Below are 17,197 nucleotides of genomic sequence, written 5' to 3'. Positions count from 1 at the left end.
TCTAAGCTTGTAGCTTTAGGACTCGAGTTTTTCCGACAACCTTCTCGGCACAATTCTTTTTATCTCCGTGTCTTTATCCTTCGCAGTAAACATTCCATATTCAATGATCTCTTTCAGGTTTTCATCTTTCTTGGCGTGTTTGTTAGCCCCAATCAAAACGGTTTCCTGAGCATCAAATGCTTTTTGTTCCGCTTCCGCGAAAAGCTCAACTTGCTCTTGTAGCCAACCATTTTTCATGGCTTCTACATAGCCTCCTTGCTTTTCAATTTCTTTGAAAAATGCCCAACCTTTTTCCGCTAGCTCTTCAGTAAGGTTTTCAATAAAGTAGGAACCTTTCGAAATATCATTTACAGCATTCACGTGGCTTTCATGCTCCAACATACTTTGTTGGTTTTTGGCAACTCTCTCTCCAAAAAAGTCAGGTTCTTTAAAAGTGTGATTGAATCCTTTTACAGAAATTTCATTTGCCCCGCCAATAGCCGCAGCCATACTTTCGCTGGTGGTGCGAATCATATTATTATAAGCGTCAAGAATAGTTTTGTTGCGGAAGGCTGTTTCGGCATAAATGAAAGCTTCCTCTTGAGGTAAGCCCAGCTCTTGGCTCAGTTGGGTAAACAATCTACGGAAGGCGCGTAGTTTTGCTATTTCTCCAAAATAATCCGAACCTATGGCAAAGTTGATCCAAAAAGGCTGTGTGCTTTTTAATTCTAATCGATGAATGTATTCATACATCATAGAAAGAGAGATTCCCAACTGCTGACTTAATGAAGCACCAGCGTTGGCAAAAAGATTCGTATTAATGCAAGTACCTTTTATGTTTTCTGGTAAAGCTTCGTTTAGCTTTTTTATACGATCAAAATCATTTGATTCGCTATCTAGCCAATTTCCCGTGCGGGCAATGCTTTCGAGACAGTCTATATTTACGGATCCGGCAATCTCAATTTTTTTTAGTCCCCTTGCAGAAATAAGCTTTTTAAAACTTTCGGCTAAAGCCAAAGCATCACCTTCTACCACAAAGTTGGTGCGGATATACTCAATTTGAATACCGTCCAAAAGCTGATTTAGATCTACATCTGCATTGCAATAAAATAGTAATGAAGTTGCTCCGCGGTTAAGGTGATCCAGCGCAAGCTTATTGGCAGCTTTGGCATCTTCTACCAATAGCTCTTGTACTATGTCCCATTTGGCCATAGCCTTAAAGGGCTGACCGGAAACCTCAGTTTGTGCACGGTGATAAAATGGTTCTATCGTAATCCCATCAAGCGTGGGAGATAGGAGGGTGTCAAAACTTTTGCCGCGAAGGTCTTTTTCAATTTGAGCTTTCCACTCATCGGGGGTAGTGGGGCTGAAGCCCTCAAACAGATTTGTATTTGCCATGTATCCTTATGCCTTTTGCGCAAAGGTCATAAAAATAGGGGATAAAGCCACGAATCCTCTATAGTTTGCTTGGCTTGACTTCCAAAGCGGTCATTAGATCTTTCAGGCGTGGTTCGTCTTGAAGGTAAGATTGATACGTTTTTTGAAAACGATATTCGTATTCGCTTTCTAAAAAACCAATAAGTCTGCTTAACTCCAAGTCATCTTTTTTATAGGCTTTATAAAGACATTTGGTTTGAGACTTTCTTACATCGTACAAGGCACTCTGCTGTAAAATGAGCAGTGGGGTTTGATTAGCTGTTTCTCCATAAAGCTCCTTTTCGGGATAACCGTATGTGTTGAGATAAGTGTCAATTCGGTGTGTAAGGACAACATCCACTTGCTTTAAAGAATCAATTGCAGCAAGATGCTCTTCTGAACGAAATCCGGAAACCACCATTACAGAATCTTCATAAAAATTGATGGCCTTGTAGGTGTTGTAAATAGAATTAAGGTATTTGATTCGCTGCTCAAGGGTGTTTTGCGGTTGAGCAAATCCAATTCCCGAAAGGGTAAGAATAAGAGAGAGTGTAAATAGTAGTCGCATATTGATGGGGTTATTTTTATGTTCCAAACACCCTTCCCCGCCATTTAACGGGCAAGTTGATACTTTCTTTCGTGCCTCAAGACCTACTCAGGATGATAAATCATAGTTTTAATTTACAAGCCAAACCCCCCAGCTCCATACTCCCGATTCCGAATTACTCCTCCACTTCTTCTACTAAGTAAATCTCTTCACCTTTCTTTTTCATCCAGTATTGCTCGCGGGCAAATTTTTCAAGCTTTTCGGGGTCGGAAGTAAGTTCTTCAAGTTGCTTTTTATCACGGCTTATTTCGGCTTCGTAGTACTCAATACTTTGCTCCAGTTCATCAATTTCCACATTTAGTTCATGGTGAATTAAATAGGAGTTGACATCCAGAAAGAGCATCCAAATGATAAAACCAACTGTGGCCAGTACAAACTTGTTGCTGGCGATAGCAAACCATCGGGTCTGTTTTATTTTATCAATTTTGGCGCGGAGCTTTTTCATAGGGGCAATTGCCTGTTTCAACTTTTTCAAATATAAACAGCGATACAGTGCACATCGTATACATGTGAACCAAGTTTTTAACTATTGATGGTGAGTATCAGGTGGTAAACTGAAGCTGGCTGAGATTACGATAAATTCCCTCTTCGATATTGAGCAATTCCTCGTGCGTTCCAATTTCTTTTACCTGGCCTTTTTCAAGAACTACTATGGCATCTGCCTGACGTACGGTGGCGAGGCGGTGAGCAATCACAATAGATGTACGGCCAATCATAAGTTTGTCAAGCGCATCTTGCACTAATCTTTCTGATTCTGAATCTAGTGCTGAGGTAGCTTCATCCAAAATAAGAATCTTTGGATTTTTGAGAACCGCACGGGCAATGGCCACGCGCTGGCGCTGACCTCCTGAAAGCTGAACGCCACGTTCGCCAACCAAGGTGTCTAACTTCTCGGGGAAGTCTTGAATAAATTCCCAGGCATTGGCTTTTTTGGCCGCTTCTATAATTTCTTCTTCCGAGGCATCGGGCTTACCATAAGCAATGTTTTCGCGTATGCTTCCGCCAAAAAGGAAAACGTCCTGAGGTACGACCGCCATTTGGTTACGCAGTTCGCTCAGTCCATATTCAGTGGCATCCTTATCATCAAAAAGTAAATGACCAGAAGTAGGGTTGTAAAAACGTAGAATCAAAGATACCATGGTAGACTTTCCGGCTCCACTCGGTCCTACCAAAGCAATTTGCTGACCGGGTAAAGCTTTAAAGTTGATTTCCTTTAATACAGGAATGTCTTTCCTATTGGGGTAGGTGAAAGACAAGTTTTTGAAAGTAACCTTACCGGAAAAGTTTTGCAACTCCGACTTTGTTTCTTCTTCCTGAAGATCTTCGGTAGGCTCTTCCAAAATTTCCATCAGCTCTTCGGTAGCTCCAAGTGCTTTTTGGATGCTAGCATACACATTGGCAAACCCACCAATAGAAGCTCCAATAAACCCTGAGTAAATCACAAAGCTGAAAAGCTCTCCGGTTTGTAATTCGCCTTGAGCGATAAGATTCACACCTTGCCAGATTACGGCAACGATAGCACCAAACATTCCTAATATTATAAATGAACTGAAAGCCCCGCGATACTTGCCGCCTTTCATTCCAGTTTGGGCTACTTCTTTAGTCTTGGTGCGGTATCTGGCTATTTCTAAAAACTCATTGGCGAAAGCCTTCACATTAAAAATTCCCTGCAAAGTTTCCTCCACAATCGTATTGGATTCCGCTACTTGCTGCTGCGCCATTTTAGAAAACTTACGGATAAAACGACCGAAGAAAATGGCCAATACCACGACTACCGGAACTACGGCTAGCATGAAAAGTGTAAGCTGTGGAGAGGTGTAAAGCAAGATGGCAATACCTCCAAAAATTATCACCAATTGACGAATGAATTCCGCCAAAGTGGTAGTGAAGGTTTCCTGTAAAAGTGAAATGTCAGAAGAAATGCGGCTGTTCAATTCACCTACACGCTTTTGATTGAAAAAGGTGATGGGCAACTTTATAAGGTGTGTATAGGTAGCTTGGCGCAAAGAGGCCAAAGTTTTTTCGGTAACGTTTACAAACAGGACTACGCGAAAGAAAGACACAATGGCCTGAATAATTAGAATCCCGATAAGTATAAGGGAAATCTGCTGGATGTTTTCAACGATGCTATCGCTATTGGTAGCATCTACAAGCTCACCCAAGTACTTTGGGAAAGCCAGGTTGGCCAAACTCGAAAGCAAAAGGAATACTAATCCAACAGCAAATTCACCGCGGTAAGGTTTTATGTATTTATAGAGCTTAAGTGACTTCTTAAGAGTGTCTTTGCTCATGCGAGCTTTCTTTTCTTCTGTCTTCATTGCGGTCTTCCAAATGGGGTGCAAAAGTATGAACTATGCCCAATGATATGAGTTGAATAGTTAAAAGAAGCTTGAGTAAAATCAAAAAAGCCCTGTTCTCACAGGGCTTTCATTTATTTCTTCGTTTCCAGGATTTCTCCGTTTTTAAACTTTTTCCAGTAGGATTTCAGGTCGGAGCGAACTTCTCCGCTAAGGAGCAGTAGACCGATAATGTTAGGCAAAGCCATGGCGAGTATCATCATATCTGAAAAGTCGAGTACGGCTCCTAAACTTACAGATGAACCAATTACGATAAATACAAGGAAAATCAATTTGTATACGATTTCGGTAACCTTGCTACGTCCGAATAGGAAAGTCCATGCACGCAAACCGTAATAGCTCCAGCTAATCATGGTAGAGAAGGCAAAAAGGAAAATAGCCAACACAAGCACGTAGGGGAACCAACTGATAACGCTACCAAAAGCTTGTGATGTCAATTGTGCGCCACCCATACCGTCATCCTGGTAGAAGCCGGTAAAAATTAAAACCAAAGCGGTAAGAGTACAAACTACTACAGTATCGATAAATGGTTCTAAAAGTGCAACGAAACCTTCGCTTACAGGATGCTTGGTTTTTGCGGCAGAGTGAGCGATGGCGGCAGAACCTACACCAGCTTCGTTAGAGAATGCCGCTCTTCTAAACCCTTGAACCAAAACTCCGATAAATCCACCAAGCATGGCAGATGGAGCAAAAGCGCCATCAATAATAAGGGTGAAGGCATGACCTACATTTCCAATGTTTTTGAAAACAATAATTAAAGCTGCTAACACGTAAAGACCAGCCATAAAAGGAACAATTTTTTCAGTAACCTTAGCAATACTTTGAATTCCACCAAGGATAACAACTCCCACCAAAACAGCTAAGAAAACACCGAAGTATGGACCCATACCTTGTAGCATTGGAAATTGGCTGGAAAGCTGCTCATACGCCTGATTGGCCTGAAACATATTACCACCACCAAAGCTGGCACCGATAGCAAGAATTGCAAAAACTACGGCCAATACTTTACCAAGTCCGCCCATGTTTCTAGCTGCAAGTCCTTTACGTAAGTAGCGCATTGGGCCACCTTCTACTACACCGTCAGCGCCAATGTCACGGTATTTTACTCCAAGTGTACACTCTGTAAATTTGGAAGCCATACCGAGTAATCCGGCAAGAACCAGCCAAAAAGTAGCTCCAGGGCCACCTACAGAAATTGCTACGGCAACACCCGCAATATTTCCAAGTCCTACGGTAGCACTTACGGCTGTAGCCAAAGCTTGAAAGTGAGTTACTTCACCCGGTGCATCATCTTCGTCAAATTTTCCTCGAACCAAGGCAATGGAGTGGCGCCATCCCCAAAAGTTGATAAAGCCCATTCGGATGGTGAAAAACAGTGCGCCAAAAATCAACCAGATTACAATAAATGGAATTTGATTGGTGCGTACAGTTCCATTTGGATTTTTTACAACTTGACCATCGTCAGTGTACACTTTATTATCATACATCCCCATTGCATAGAATGGGTCCCAAAAAATTACCGATGCAAACACATCCACTATTGGTTTGAATGTTCCATTAAAAGTTTCGGCAACAGATTCTGACTCAACTTCAAATTCACGGCTTAGTTCTGTGCCGACAGCATCGCGTACGGTAACTGAATGCGAAATGCCTTCTGTCAAGCCATTGCTTTTGCTGGCATTGGTGTCAGTACTGGTTTTTGACCAATAATATCTATAAGGAGGTGTTCCGCCTTTTACATCAATTTCGGCAGTAGCATCATTGATTTGATTGCTTACGTTGTCGATTTTGAGGTCTTCAATAACAAGGGGAGGGTTTTGCGCTTGAAGATTTAATAGGCTAAGAAATAGAAATGATAACAGCGGTATTGCTTTACGCATTTTGTGCATTTTGGTTTTTGAAAGTTTGCAATGTTCTTAAAAATATACCGCTATGGCAAATTTAAGATGTCAACAAGCTATTTTGGAGGTGCTTATATTTATATATTTAATGCGGTTTACTTTTTAACTAAAGACCTTATATACCGCTGATGAGTACAAATAAAGAAGCCTGGGGTTCCAGGATAGGGCTGATTTTGGCAATGGCCGGAAATGCCGTAGGACTTGGAAACTTTCTTCGATTTCCTGTTCAAGCTGTTCAAAATGGAGGTGGCGCCTTCATTATTCCATATTTAGTTTGCTTTGTTTTAATGGGAATCCCAATCCTTTGGATAGAGTGGAGCATGGGGCGCTTTGGCGGCAAAGGAGGAAATCACAGTACTCCATTTATATTGGATACCATGGGTAAAGCCCGTTTTTGGAAATACTTTGGCGTGTTCGGTATTTTCACCAACATAGCCGTTGCTTCCTATTATTGTTACATCGAGTCATGGACAATGTCCTACGTTTTTCATTCCATTAGTGGCACCTTTACGGGAATGGAGCAGGGAGCCGTAGCCGATTTCTTCAACACCTATCTTACTATTGGTAAATCTACCACTGGCATACCTTATGAAGCGGTGGTTTTTTATGTGATCTGCTTGGCGCTGAATACCTATATATTATCAAGAGGACTAAAAGGAGTGGAGCGTGCCGCCAAAATAGGTGTGCCCATGTTGCTTATTTTTGGTGCTTTTCTCGCTTTTCGCGGATTGACCCTTGGCACGGATGGAGCTTCGGCCATGCACCCTGATTCCAATGCGTGGGACGGTCTTAACTTTTTGTGGACACCACAGTTTGACTCACTTTCCAACCCTACGGTATGGTTGGCGGCTGCGGGCCAAATGTTTTTTACGCTTTCAGTAGGAATGGGTACGGTGCATTGTTATGCTTCCTATATAAAGTCTAAGGATGATATTGCGCTCAACGCAGTATCGGCTGGTTTTATGAACGAATTTGTGGAAGTGGTTCTCGGTAGCCTTATTGTAATTCCTATCGCGGCTGGTTATTTGGGCATTGATTGGGTAAAGGAAAATGCAGGCTTTGGAATGGCGTTTCAAACCATGCCTTATTTGTTTGACCAATGGGGAAGCGTCATTAGTAATCTCGCAGGTGTCTTCTGGTTTGGACTTTTATTCTTTGCAGGAATCACATCTTCCTTAGCTATGGGTACACCATGGATGGGCTTCATGCAGGATGAATTTAGCTTTAGCAGAAAAAGTGCCGCGTGGTCTTTTGGCCTTATCATATTAATGTTTGGCCTACCCACGGTTTTAATTTATCAAGTAGCGACCAATGGGGTGGTGGACCAAATTTTCTTTAATGAATATGATTACTGGGCAGGCACCATGTCGTTGGTGGTTTTCGCTACAGCGGAAGCAGTGCTCTTTGCATGGATATTTGGAATGAAACGAGGCTGGGCAGAGTTGCTTTCTGGGTCAGATATGAAAGTGCCAGTATTCTTTAAATATGTAATGATGTACGTTACTCCTTTATTATTGATGGCCGTATTTTTTGGCTCGCTCTTTTTGCCGCAAGGCGGAGATTGGGCTTCAGCTTTTAGTGGATTGTTTTCGGGCAACGGCTGGCAATTGGATAATAACTCTATCATTTTGATGCTTCAAAACACAGGTCTGAAAGAAACCATGGCTGCAGCATCCAACCCTGAAGAAATCGCAAGATTGACTCAAAAAATAAATTATGTCAATGCCGCTCGGGGCTTGCTCGTTTCTCTCTTTTTAGGAATTAGTATCTTGGTGTACATCGCTTATCTCAAACGTCAAAAGAATCTTAAAACCGAAACAATATGAATACCAGCGCGATAATTTTGATGGTCAGTACTCAACTCGTGGTAGTTGGTTTTACTATATATTTTTTCAAAAAAGTACTAAGCACACCACCCAAGCCCGAGCCGGATTCGTATGATGAAAATGATGACGAACCAAGGCCATAGATATGTGGAAGGGGCTTAAAGAAATATTCAATTACAATAAAAAGCAACGCAACGGACTTTTGATTTTGATAGCTGTAGCCTTGGGTATTCAGCTATTCCTTTATTTCAGTGACATTTTTGTTGAGCCACTTCCTGAAGAAGATACAGCGCGCTTTGCCGCGGTGGTTAAAAATTGGGAGCGAGAAAAGGATTCGGTAGAAAATTACTCATCAACCAATGAAGTTGCACTTTTTGATTTTGACCCCAACATAGCAGATCGTGAGGAATTTGAAGCGCTGGGTTTACGTCCCTTTTTAGCAGAACGAATTATTAAGTACAGAAATAAAGGCGGGCAGTTTTATAAAAAAGAAGACCTTCTTAATATATATGGTATGGATTCGACTTGGTACAGTCAGTTGGCTCCGTATGTGGATATTGAAGGGGCGGAGCGGATAGAATCTTTTACCAAAAAGGAAAAGAAGCTAAACCTAAAACCGTTCAAGATCAATTCCGTTTCACAAGCCGAGTTGGAATCGTATAATATAAAGGAGTGGCAGGCCAAGCGCATTATTACCTTTCGGGAAAAGGTGCATCCTTTTAAAACTAAAGAAGAGCTTTTTAAAGTTTACGGTTTTGATTCCGCTTTTGTAAAAGAGCTGCTGCCTTTTGTGGTAATTGATGAGATGGAGGAGGAAAGCACTCCTACAGAAATGGTGAAAGTAGAAATCAATTCTGCTGATTCGCTACAGCTACTTTCCCTTAAGGGAATTGGTCCGGCATTTTCAAAGCGTATTTTGGAGTATCGAAATAAGCTGGGAGGATTTTATACCAAAGAGCAATTGCTGGAAGTGTATGGCATGGATGCGGAGAGATTTGAAAAAGTTGCTCCTTATGTAAATGTGGATGAGTCACTAATAAAAAGATTAGATATAAATAAGGCCACTTTTAAGGAGCTAGTGAATCACCCATACCTTAGCTATGAGCAGGTTAAGAACATTGTGAACTTCCGTGAGAAGGTGCGCCCATTCAAGACTAACGAAGAGTTAAAGCACATTGAGTTGATTGATGACGCAATATTCAGTAAAATTGCAAACTATCTAAACCCCTCACCCTCTCAGTAATGGGAGGGAAATATTAAAAATTTGATAATGGAATTAACAGCAGATACGATGGAAGGCGGAATTTCTTTCGGTATGACCGAAACGCAAAAGATGATCGCAGAGACTGTAAAAGATTTTTGCGCACAGCATATCACCCCTAATATTATGGAGTGGGACGAAGCCCAGACTTTTCCCAAAGAAGTTTTTCAAAAGCTAGGTGAACTTGGCTTGATGGGTGTTTTGGTGCCAGAAGAGTACGGTGGTGCCGGGCTTACTTACACAGAGTATGTTACCGCAATTACTGAATTGAGTAGAGTCGATCCATCTATTGGATTGTCAATGGCGGCTCATAATTCACTTTGTACCGGCCATATTCTTCAGTTTGGAAACGAAGAACAGAAGAAAAAATATTTGCCAAAATTAGCTACTGCTGAATGGATTGGTGCTTGGGGATTGACCGAAGCCAATACAGGTAGTGATGCCATGCGTATGAAGGTGACTGCTAAAAAAGATGGCGATCACTGGGTGCTAAATGGTGCTAAAAACTGGATTACTCACGGTATTACCGGAGATGTTGCAGTGGTGCTAGCTCGTACTGGTGAGCTCTTGGATAGTCACGGTATTTCTGCGTTTATAGTAGAAAGAGGTACTCCTGGTTTTTCTGGTGGTAAAAAAGAAAACAAGCTGGGCATGCGTGCTTCAGAAACTGCTGAGATGATTTTTGACAATTGCCGTATTCCTGCCGAGAACCTTATTGGTGAAGAAGGTGATGGTTTTATCCAGGCTATGAAAGTTTTGGATGGTGGTAGAATTTCTATCGCATCACTTTCTTTAGGAACTGGTTTTGGAGCTTTGGATGCAGCTACTAAATACTCTAAGGAGCGTGAGCAGTTTGGAAAGCCAATTAGTCAGTTTCAAGCAATCGCTTTTAAATTGGCGGATATGGCCACTGAGCTAGAGGCTGCAGAACTACTAACCTTAAAGGCTGCCGATATGAAAAATAAAGGCATGAAAATCACCACAGAAGGAGCGATGGCAAAGCTTTATGCTTCAGAAGTAGCGGTAAGAGTTTGTAATGAGGCTGTACAGATTTTTGGAGGTTATGGTTTCACAAAAGACTTTCCAGTAGAGAAGTTTTACCGTGATGTAAAGCTTTGTACCATTGGTGAGGGAACCTCAGAGATCCAGAAATTGGTGATCTCTAATAATATTATGAAATAAATAAAGGCGCACTTGTATTGGTAATTAAATTATTACGCATACATTTGCAGCCCTAAAAATTAAGAAGTTTTAACAATGCTTGTAGTTTCTGTAAAAGAAGGAGAATCAATTGAACGCGCACTTAAGCGCTACAAAAGAAAATTCGACCGCACTGGTACCATGCGTCAATTGCGTGGACGTCAGCAATTCAATAAGCCTTCTGTAGTAAGAAGGAAAGAGGTTTTGAAAGCCGCTTATATTCAAACCAAACGTCAGGACGAAGAATAGATTTCTCGTACTTTTAGGTTAACAATATTCATATTTAAAGCAAGGATTTGTAGATTTACATCTCCTTGCTTTTTTTATGTCTATAACTCTCTTTTTGGATTATCTCCAAAACCATAAGCGCTATTCAGCGCATACTATTACAGCTTATAAAAATGACCTGGGTAGCTTTCATGACTTCCTGCTTCAGTCTTATGAAATAGAAGAGGGGTGGGATGAGGTTTCACATCACATGATTCGTGAATGGGTAGTTTCCTTAATGGAGGCTGATGTTTCTCCACGAAGCGTAAATCGCAAGCTTTCGGCTGTAAAGAGCTTTTATAAATATTTATTGCGTGAAGGAGAGGTTGAGGCTAATCCCGCGCTTCGTGTGGTTGCTCCCAAGCAAAAGAAAAAACTTTTACGCGTAGCGTCTGAAGATGATATGTCAGATCTTCTTAATAATGATCTTTTCCCTGATGATTACTGGGGGCTGACTCAACGCGCTATAATCACCACTTTTTATCATACAGGAATTCGTTTAAGCGAACTCATCAATATAAAAGTTGAGGATGTTGATTTTTCGCAATCAAAACTTACGGTGATTGGGAAAAGAAATAAGGAAAGAAGTGTTCCGTTGACCTCTAAGTTAAAGGAAGAGTTGGGGGCTTATCTTGCGGTGAGGGAGTCTCAAGAAGAGGGGTGTGATCCAGATAATTTGTTTCTATCTAAAAGAGGAAATAAGCTATATCCGAAGCTTGTTTATAATACCATTAATACATACCTTGGTTTAGTCTCCGATTTGGAAAAGAAGAGTCCTCATGTGTTGCGCCATTCTTTTGCTACACACATGTTAAATCGGGGGGCTGACTTGAATTCAATTAAGGAATTACTCGGGCATTCCAGCTTGTCAGCCACACAGGTGTATACGCACAATAGTATAGATCAATTGAAGAATTTGTATAACCAAGCCCACCCGAGGGGCGATGATAAAAACTAAAGAAGTATGAAAGTAAGAGTTCAGTCCGTAAACTTCACAGCCGATCAAAAATTAATAAATTTCATTCAAGAAAAATTAAATAAGCTAGATCAGTTTCATGATCGAGTAATTGATGGGGAGGTGTTTTTGAAAGTAGATAACAACCCCGGAAAGCAAAATAAAATCTCAGAAATTAAGCTCAATATTCCTGGGCATGAGCTAGTTGTGAAAAAGCAATGTAAGTCCTTTGAGGAGGCGGCTCAGCTAGGTGCGGACGCTCTTCGCAGGCAGCTTAGAAAGCACAAGGAAAAAGTAAATGCGATAGCATCGTAATTTTTTTTTCAGATCGCTTGCAGCAATTCAAAATTGTTTTACATTTGCAGTCCGTTTAAAAAAGCGGGCTGCTCTTGTTTTTATTGGAGTCAATGCCGATGTAGCTCAGTTGGCCAGAGCAGCTGATTTGTAATCAGCTGGTCGGGGGTTCGAATCCCTCCATCGGCTCTTTAATTTCCCATCATTTTTGGTGGGAAATTTTTTTCGGGGAGATACTCAAGCGGCCAACGAGGACAGACTGTAAATCTGTTGGTTTTACCTTCGCAGGTTCGAATCCTGCTCTCCCCACTTAAGCCAGACTTGGTTTTAGTGAGAAGCTAAAAGTTGAAAATTCTTTTTCAATAATAAGCTTTTAAATTTTAATCAAGTGTACCAGCGGGAGTAGCTCAGCTGGCTAGAGCATCAGCCTTCCAAGCTGAGGGTCGCGGGTTCGAATCCCGTTTCCCGCTCAACTTAAAGAAGAGAATCCGGTTTTTCCGGGTTCTCTTTGTAAGGTTTAAAATAATTGGTTATTGATTTATCGAAACTTCTTTTAGTAGGAAGTTTGTAGGTAGATTAATAATCTTTTGTGATGAAAAAAGCCGATGTAGCTCAGGGGTAGAGCGTTTCCTTGGTAAGGAAGAGGTCAGGGGTTCAATTCCCCTCATTGGCTCTAAGTGAAAGACCACGGTGGTCTCGCTTTTATTAATAGATTATAATATAATTAAGTTTTTTAACCATGGCAAAAGAAACATTCAAAAGGGATAAGCCCCACTTGAACATCGGTACCATCGGACACGTTGACCACGGTAAGACCACTTTGACAGCGGCTATTACCACCGTACTAGCTAACGCTGGTCTTTCTGAACTTCGTTCGTTCGACTCTATCGACAACGCTCCTGAAGAAAAAGAAAGGGGTATCACTATTAATACTTCTCACGTAGAGTATCAAACTGCTAACCGTCACTACGCTCACGTTGACTGCCCAGGTCACGCGGATTACGTAAAGAACATGGTTACTGGAGCTGCTCAAATGGACGGAGCTATCTTGGTAGTTGCTGCTACTGATGGTCCTATGCCACAAACTCGTGAGCACATCCTTCTTGGTCGTCAGGTAGGTATTCCTCGTATCGTTGTATTCATGAACAAAGTGGATATGGTAGATGATGAAGAGCTTCTTGAGCTAGTTGAGATGGAAATCAGAGAATTGCTTTCTTTCTACGAATATGATGGTGATGAGTCTCCTGTAATTGCAGGTTCAGCTCTTGGTGCACTTAACGGTGAGCAAAAGTGGGTTGATACTGTAATGGACTTGATGGCTAAAGTTGATGAGTGGATCGAAGAGCCAGAGCGCGATAACGAGAAGCCATTCTTGATGCCTATCGAAGATGTATTCTCTATAACTGGTCGTGGTACTGTAGCTACTGGTCGTATCGAAACTGGTGTTGCTAACACTGGAGATCCTGTAGAAATTATCGGTATGGGTGATGAGAAGCTTACTTCTACTATCACTGGTGTTGAGATGTTCCGTAAGATCCTTGATCGCGGTGAAGCAGGTGATAACGTTGGTATCCTTCTTAGAGGTATTGAGAAAACTCAAATCAAGAGAGGTATGGTAATCTGTAAGCCAGGTTCAATTACTCCTCACAGCAAATTTAAAGCTGAGGTTTATATCCTTAAGAAAGAAGAAGGTGGACGTCACACTCCATTCCATAATAAGTACCGTCCTCAGTTTTACCTACGTACAACTGATGTAACTGGTGAGATTTATCTTCCAGAAGGAACTGAAATGGTAATGCCTGGTGATAACGTTTCTATTAACGTAGAACTTATCTCTCCAGTAGCAATCAACAAAGGACTACGTTTCGCTATCCGCGAAGGTGGTAGAACTGTTGGTGCTGGTCAGGTAACTGAAATTACTGACTAAGACTTAGGTCTTATATAATAAATAGGTAAGAAAAGGTGTCCCGATTTGTCGGGATACCTTTCTGCCTAAATACGGGTGTAGCTCAGCTGGTAGAGCAGTGGTCTCCAAAACCGAAGGTCGTGAGTTCGATTCTTACCACCCGTGCTAAGGACAAAAAGAATGAGTAAAGTAAAAACTTATTTCCAGGAGTCGTACGAGGAGTTAGTGCACAAAACTTCTTGGCCTACCTGGTCAGAATTGCAAAAGTCAGCAGTGTTAGTAGCTGTTGCATCGATAATTATTGCGTTGATAATTTTTGCAATGGATAAAGTTATCAGTACTGCATTAGAAGGATTCTATAATTTGTTCTAAACAACACTGGCACAAAATTAAGTATGAGCGACAGCGGGAAAAAATGGTATGTAGTTAGAGCTATTTCCGGACAGGAAAATAAGATAAAAGGCTACATCGAGGATGAAATCGAATTCCAGGGATTGAGCGATTACTATGGTCAGATATTAGTACCTACTGAAAAGGTATATCAAATACGCAACGGCAAGAAAGTAAGTAAGGAAAGAAATTACTTTCCTGGTTATATAATGATCGAAGCCAATCTTATTGGTGAGATGGTGCACACTATAAAAGGAGTGCAGGGTGTAATTGGCTTTCTTGGTGAAGTAAAAGGTGGAGATCCTGTTCCACTTCGTCAATCTGAAGTAAATAGAATGCTTGGTAAGGTAGATGAGCTTACTGAAGTAGATGAGAAGATAAATATTCCTTTTATGGTTGGAGAAACTGTAAAAGTTATCGATGGTCCATTTAATGGATTCAACGGTTCGATCGAGAAGATAAATGAAGAGAAGCGTAAGCTTGAGGTAATGGTGAAAATCTTCGGTCGAAAAACTCCTTTGGAACTTAGCTATATGCAAGTTGAGAAGGAGGCGTAATTAACGAATAGTATGTGAGCTATATAAAAGTCCGGTCTTGCTTCCACAGCCGGCAAATAGTTTAGACTTTTTTAATAGAAAAATAACAAAATGGCTAAAGAAGTAAGCGCTTTAATTAAGCTTCAGGTAAGAGGCGGTGCTGCTAATCCAGCTCCACCAGTAGGACCTGCATTGGGTGCTAAGGGTGTTAATATCATGGAGTTTTGCAAGCAGTTTAATGCTCGTACTCAAGATAAGCAAGGAAAGGTACTACCGGCAGTTATCACCGTATACGCTGATAAATCTTTTGACTTTGTAATCAAAACCCCACCAGCAGCTGTACAGCTAATGGAGGCGGCCAAAATCAAAAAAGGTTCTCCACAGAGTAACCTTCAGAAAGTAGGAAAAGTAACCTGGGAACAGGTGAAAGCAATTGCCGAGGACAAGATGGCGGATCTCAATGCATTTACTCCTGAGTCAGCAATGATGATGGTTGCGGGTACTGCTCGTAGCATGGGATTGAATGTTACTGGACAAAAACCATTTTAATCATAAAGATTTAAGAAATGGCAGCAATAAGCAAAAAGAGAAAAGAAGCACTAAGCAAGCTAGATGTAAATAAACTTTACTCTCTAGAAGATGCAAGTGCCCTTGTAAAAGACATTAATACTACCAAATTTGATGCTTCAGTAGATGTAGCAGTAAGATTGGGAGTTGACCCTCGTAAAGCAAACCAAATGGTTCGTGGTGTAGTAACACTACCTCACGGTACAGGTAAAGACGTAAAAGTATTGGCACTTGTTACTCCTGACAAAGAGCAGGAAGCAAAAGATGCTGGTGCAGACTACGCAGGTTTGGATGAGTACATCGAGAAAATAAAAGGTGGATGGACCGATGTGGACGTAATTGTAACCATGCCAAGTGTAATGGGTAAGATTGGTCCCCTAGGTAGAGTATTAGGTCCTCGTGGCTTGATGCCTAACCCAAAAACCGGTACTGTAACTATGGATGTGGCTAAAGCTGTATCTGATGTGAAAGCTGGTAAGATTGACTTTAAAGTTGATCGTTACGGAATCATTCACGCTGCAGTGGGTAAAGTATCATTTGAAGCAGAAAAAATCAGAGAAAACGCAGAAGAGTTGCTTAAAACTCTATTGCGTATGAAGCCATCTGCTGCAAAAGGAACTTACATCAAGAGCATCAGCATGAGCAGCTCTATGAGTCCGGGAGTTTCTATTGATGCAAAGTCAATCTAATCCCACAGTAAAAGAAATTAGACGATGACAAGAGAAGAAAAAAATCTAGCAATAGACAACCTTACGGAGGTACTAAAAGGTGCAGAAGTACTTTATGTAGCTGACATCGCTGGCTTAAACGCTGAGCAATCAAGCAGCCTTCGTAGACTTTGCTTCAAAAATGAAGTAAAGATTAATGTGGTAAAAAATACACTTCTTAAGAAGGCTATGGAGCGTTCTGAGAAGAATTTTGAGGACTTGTTTCCTACCCTTAAAGGGAATACCACAATCTTGGTTTCTGAAACTGCAAATGCACCTGCTAAGCTTATAAAAGAGTTTAGAAAGAAAGCTGAAAAGCCTTTCTTAAAAGGAGCATATATTCAGGAATCTATTTATGTAGGTGATGATCAACTAGAAGCCCTTGCAACCCTTAAATCTAAGGAAGAGCTTATTGGCGAAGTTATCACCTTGTTGCAATCTCCTGCCAAGAATGTTATCTCTGCTCTACAGAGTGGAAAGAACACTTTGGGTGGTCTTATGAAGACCTTAGAGGAGCGCGCGGCATCTTAAAAGTGTACGCACTCAGCTTCCATATATTGGCGTAATTATTTATTTAAATTTTAAAAAGAATACCGAAATGGCGGATATTAAAGAATTAGGCGATCAGCTTGTAAACCTTACTGTTAAGGAAGTAAACGAATTAGCAGACTACCTTAAAGAAGAGCATGGCATTGAGCCAGCTGCTGCAGCTGTTGCTGTTGCAGGTCCTGCAGCTGGTGGCGAAGCCGGTGGTGGTGACGAGCAAACTGAATTTGACGTAATCCTTAAAGCTGCAGGTAGCTCTAAGCTAGCTGTTGTAATACTTGTAAAAGAACTTACAGGATTAGGTCTTAAAGAAGCAAAAGAGCTAGTTGATGGAGCTCCTAAGCCTCTTAAAGAAGGTGTAGCAAAAGACGAAGCAGAAGCACTTAAAGCTCAATTGGAAGAGGCAGGTGCTGAAGTTGAGATTAAGTAATCTCACTTAGCTTTCTTATTACGGTTTAGGTCTTTCCCGCAGAAGTGCGGGA

19 protein-coding genes and 5 tRNA genes are annotated in these 17,197 nt (G+C 41.2%); 19 read left to right on the top strand and 5 right to left on the bottom strand.

The window, feature by feature from the left end; genetic code table 11:
* Window positions 1-15: 15 nt before the first annotated feature.
* From OWEHO_RS07360 to OWEHO_RS07340, 5 genes are all read right to left on the bottom strand, one after another.
* A complete protein-coding gene (locus tag OWEHO_RS07360; protein ID WP_014201842.1) occupies window positions 16-1,377 on the bottom strand; it encodes a methylmalonyl-CoA mutase family protein in 1,362 nt (453 codons plus the stop codon).
* Window positions 1,378-1,435: 58 nt separating this feature from the next.
* Entirely contained in the window at window positions 1,436-1,963 is a 528-nt protein-coding gene (locus OWEHO_RS07355; RefSeq protein WP_014201841.1) for a hypothetical protein, read from the bottom strand.
* A 154-nt stretch (window positions 1,964-2,117) separates the two neighbouring features.
* Window positions 2,118-2,447: an FtsB family cell division protein gene (locus OWEHO_RS07350; protein ID WP_014201840.1), complete on the bottom strand. Its 330-nt coding sequence runs from the start codon at window positions 2,445-2,447 to the stop codon at window positions 2,118-2,120.
* Window positions 2,448-2,544: 97 nt separating this feature from the next.
* Complete coding sequence (locus tag OWEHO_RS07345) at window positions 2,545-4,320, bottom strand: ABC transporter ATP-binding protein (RefSeq protein ID WP_014201839.1); 1,776 nt, start codon at window positions 4,318-4,320, stop codon at window positions 2,545-2,547.
* A 113-nt stretch (window positions 4,321-4,433) separates the two neighbouring features.
* A complete protein-coding gene (locus OWEHO_RS07340) occupies window positions 4,434-6,239 on the bottom strand; it encodes an amino acid carrier protein (RefSeq protein WP_041628046.1) in 1,806 nt (601 codons plus the stop codon).
* A 149-nt stretch (window positions 6,240-6,388) separates the two neighbouring features.
* Between OWEHO_RS07340 and OWEHO_RS07335 the strand changes: the two genes are divergently transcribed.
* The 19 genes from OWEHO_RS07335 (at window position 6,389) to rplL (ending at window position 17,145) form a co-directional block, all read left to right on the top strand.
* On the top strand, window positions 6,389-8,086 hold the full coding sequence (locus OWEHO_RS07335) for a sodium-dependent transporter (RefSeq protein WP_014201836.1): 1,698 nt from the start codon (window positions 6,389-6,391) through the stop codon (window positions 8,084-8,086).
* The gene (locus OWEHO_RS18485; RefSeq protein ID WP_014201835.1) at window positions 8,083-8,229 is read left to right on the top strand and encodes a hypothetical protein; all 147 of its coding nucleotides are present in this window, start codon (window positions 8,083-8,085) and stop codon (window positions 8,227-8,229) included. The genes OWEHO_RS07335 and OWEHO_RS18485 overlap by 4 nt, the downstream gene beginning before the upstream one ends.
* A gap of 2 nt (window positions 8,230-8,231) precedes the next feature.
* A complete protein-coding gene (locus tag OWEHO_RS07330) occupies window positions 8,232-9,329 on the top strand; it encodes a ComEA family DNA-binding protein (RefSeq protein ID WP_014201834.1) in 1,098 nt (365 codons plus the stop codon).
* A gap of 27 nt (window positions 9,330-9,356) precedes the next feature.
* Window positions 9,357-10,529 (top strand): acyl-CoA dehydrogenase, encoded by a 1,173-nt coding sequence (locus OWEHO_RS07325; RefSeq protein ID WP_014201833.1) that lies wholly within the window; start codon window positions 9,357-9,359, stop codon window positions 10,527-10,529.
* A gap of 75 nt (window positions 10,530-10,604) precedes the next feature.
* Window positions 10,605-10,796, top strand: a complete 192-nt coding sequence (rpsU, locus tag OWEHO_RS07320) for a 30S ribosomal protein S21 (protein ID WP_014201832.1) — start codon at window positions 10,605-10,607, stop codon at window positions 10,794-10,796.
* 76 nt (window positions 10,797-10,872) lie between these two features.
* Entirely contained in the window at window positions 10,873-11,772 is a 900-nt protein-coding gene (locus OWEHO_RS07315) for a tyrosine recombinase XerC (protein WP_014201831.1), read from the top strand.
* A 6-nt stretch (window positions 11,773-11,778) separates the two neighbouring features.
* Window positions 11,779-12,084 carry a ribosome hibernation-promoting factor, HPF/YfiA family gene (gene hpf, locus OWEHO_RS07310; protein ID WP_014201830.1) on the top strand — a complete coding sequence of 102 codons (306 nt, stop codon included), beginning with the start codon at window positions 11,779-11,781 and terminating at the stop codon, window positions 12,082-12,084.
* A gap of 94 nt (window positions 12,085-12,178) precedes the next feature.
* Window positions 12,179-12,252: transfer RNA gene (locus OWEHO_RS07305), tRNA-Thr, on the top strand.
* Window positions 12,253-12,290: 38 nt separating this feature from the next.
* A tRNA-Tyr gene (locus tag OWEHO_RS07300) sits at window positions 12,291-12,372 on the top strand.
* Between the two features lie 87 nt (window positions 12,373-12,459).
* A tRNA-Gly gene (locus OWEHO_RS07295) sits at window positions 12,460-12,533 on the top strand.
* 131 nt (window positions 12,534-12,664) lie between these two features.
* Window positions 12,665-12,736 (top strand) — tRNA-Thr (locus OWEHO_RS07290).
* 66 nt (window positions 12,737-12,802) lie between these two features.
* Window positions 12,803-13,990, top strand: coding sequence for an elongation factor Tu (tuf, locus tag OWEHO_RS07285; protein WP_014201829.1), 1,188 nt, complete (start codon window positions 12,803-12,805; stop codon window positions 13,988-13,990).
* 71 nt (window positions 13,991-14,061) lie between these two features.
* Window positions 14,062-14,134, top strand: a tRNA-Trp gene (locus tag OWEHO_RS07280).
* Between the two features lie 15 nt (window positions 14,135-14,149).
* Window positions 14,150-14,341 (top strand): preprotein translocase subunit SecE, encoded by a 192-nt coding sequence (gene secE, locus OWEHO_RS07275; RefSeq protein WP_014201828.1) that lies wholly within the window; start codon window positions 14,150-14,152, stop codon window positions 14,339-14,341.
* Window positions 14,342-14,364: 23 nt separating this feature from the next.
* Entirely contained in the window at window positions 14,365-14,916 is a 552-nt protein-coding gene (nusG, locus tag OWEHO_RS07270; protein ID WP_014201827.1) for a transcription termination/antitermination protein NusG, read from the top strand.
* A gap of 90 nt (window positions 14,917-15,006) precedes the next feature.
* On the top strand, window positions 15,007-15,444 hold the full coding sequence (gene rplK, locus OWEHO_RS07265; RefSeq protein WP_014201826.1) for a 50S ribosomal protein L11: 438 nt from the start codon (window positions 15,007-15,009) through the stop codon (window positions 15,442-15,444).
* 17 nt (window positions 15,445-15,461) lie between these two features.
* Window positions 15,462-16,151 carry a 50S ribosomal protein L1 gene (gene rplA, locus OWEHO_RS07260; protein ID WP_014201825.1) on the top strand — a complete coding sequence of 230 codons (690 nt, stop codon included), beginning with the start codon at window positions 15,462-15,464 and terminating at the stop codon, window positions 16,149-16,151.
* Window positions 16,152-16,175: 24 nt separating this feature from the next.
* The gene (gene rplJ, locus OWEHO_RS07255) at window positions 16,176-16,700 is read left to right on the top strand and encodes a 50S ribosomal protein L10 (protein WP_014201824.1); all 525 of its coding nucleotides are present in this window, start codon (window positions 16,176-16,178) and stop codon (window positions 16,698-16,700) included.
* Between the two features lie 67 nt (window positions 16,701-16,767).
* Window positions 16,768-17,145 carry a 50S ribosomal protein L7/L12 gene (rplL, locus tag OWEHO_RS07250; RefSeq protein WP_014201823.1) on the top strand — a complete coding sequence of 126 codons (378 nt, stop codon included), beginning with the start codon at window positions 16,768-16,770 and terminating at the stop codon, window positions 17,143-17,145.
* Window positions 17,146-17,197: the final 52 nt, after the last annotated feature.

The sequence above is a fragment of the Owenweeksia hongkongensis DSM 17368 genome (assembly GCF_000236705.1).
Lineage (GTDB): Bacteria > Bacteroidota > Bacteroidia > Flavobacteriales > Schleiferiaceae > Owenweeksia > Owenweeksia hongkongensis.
The sequence above is the reverse complement of the archived record's forward strand: the minus strand, read 5'-3'. Positions and strand labels throughout refer to the sequence as shown.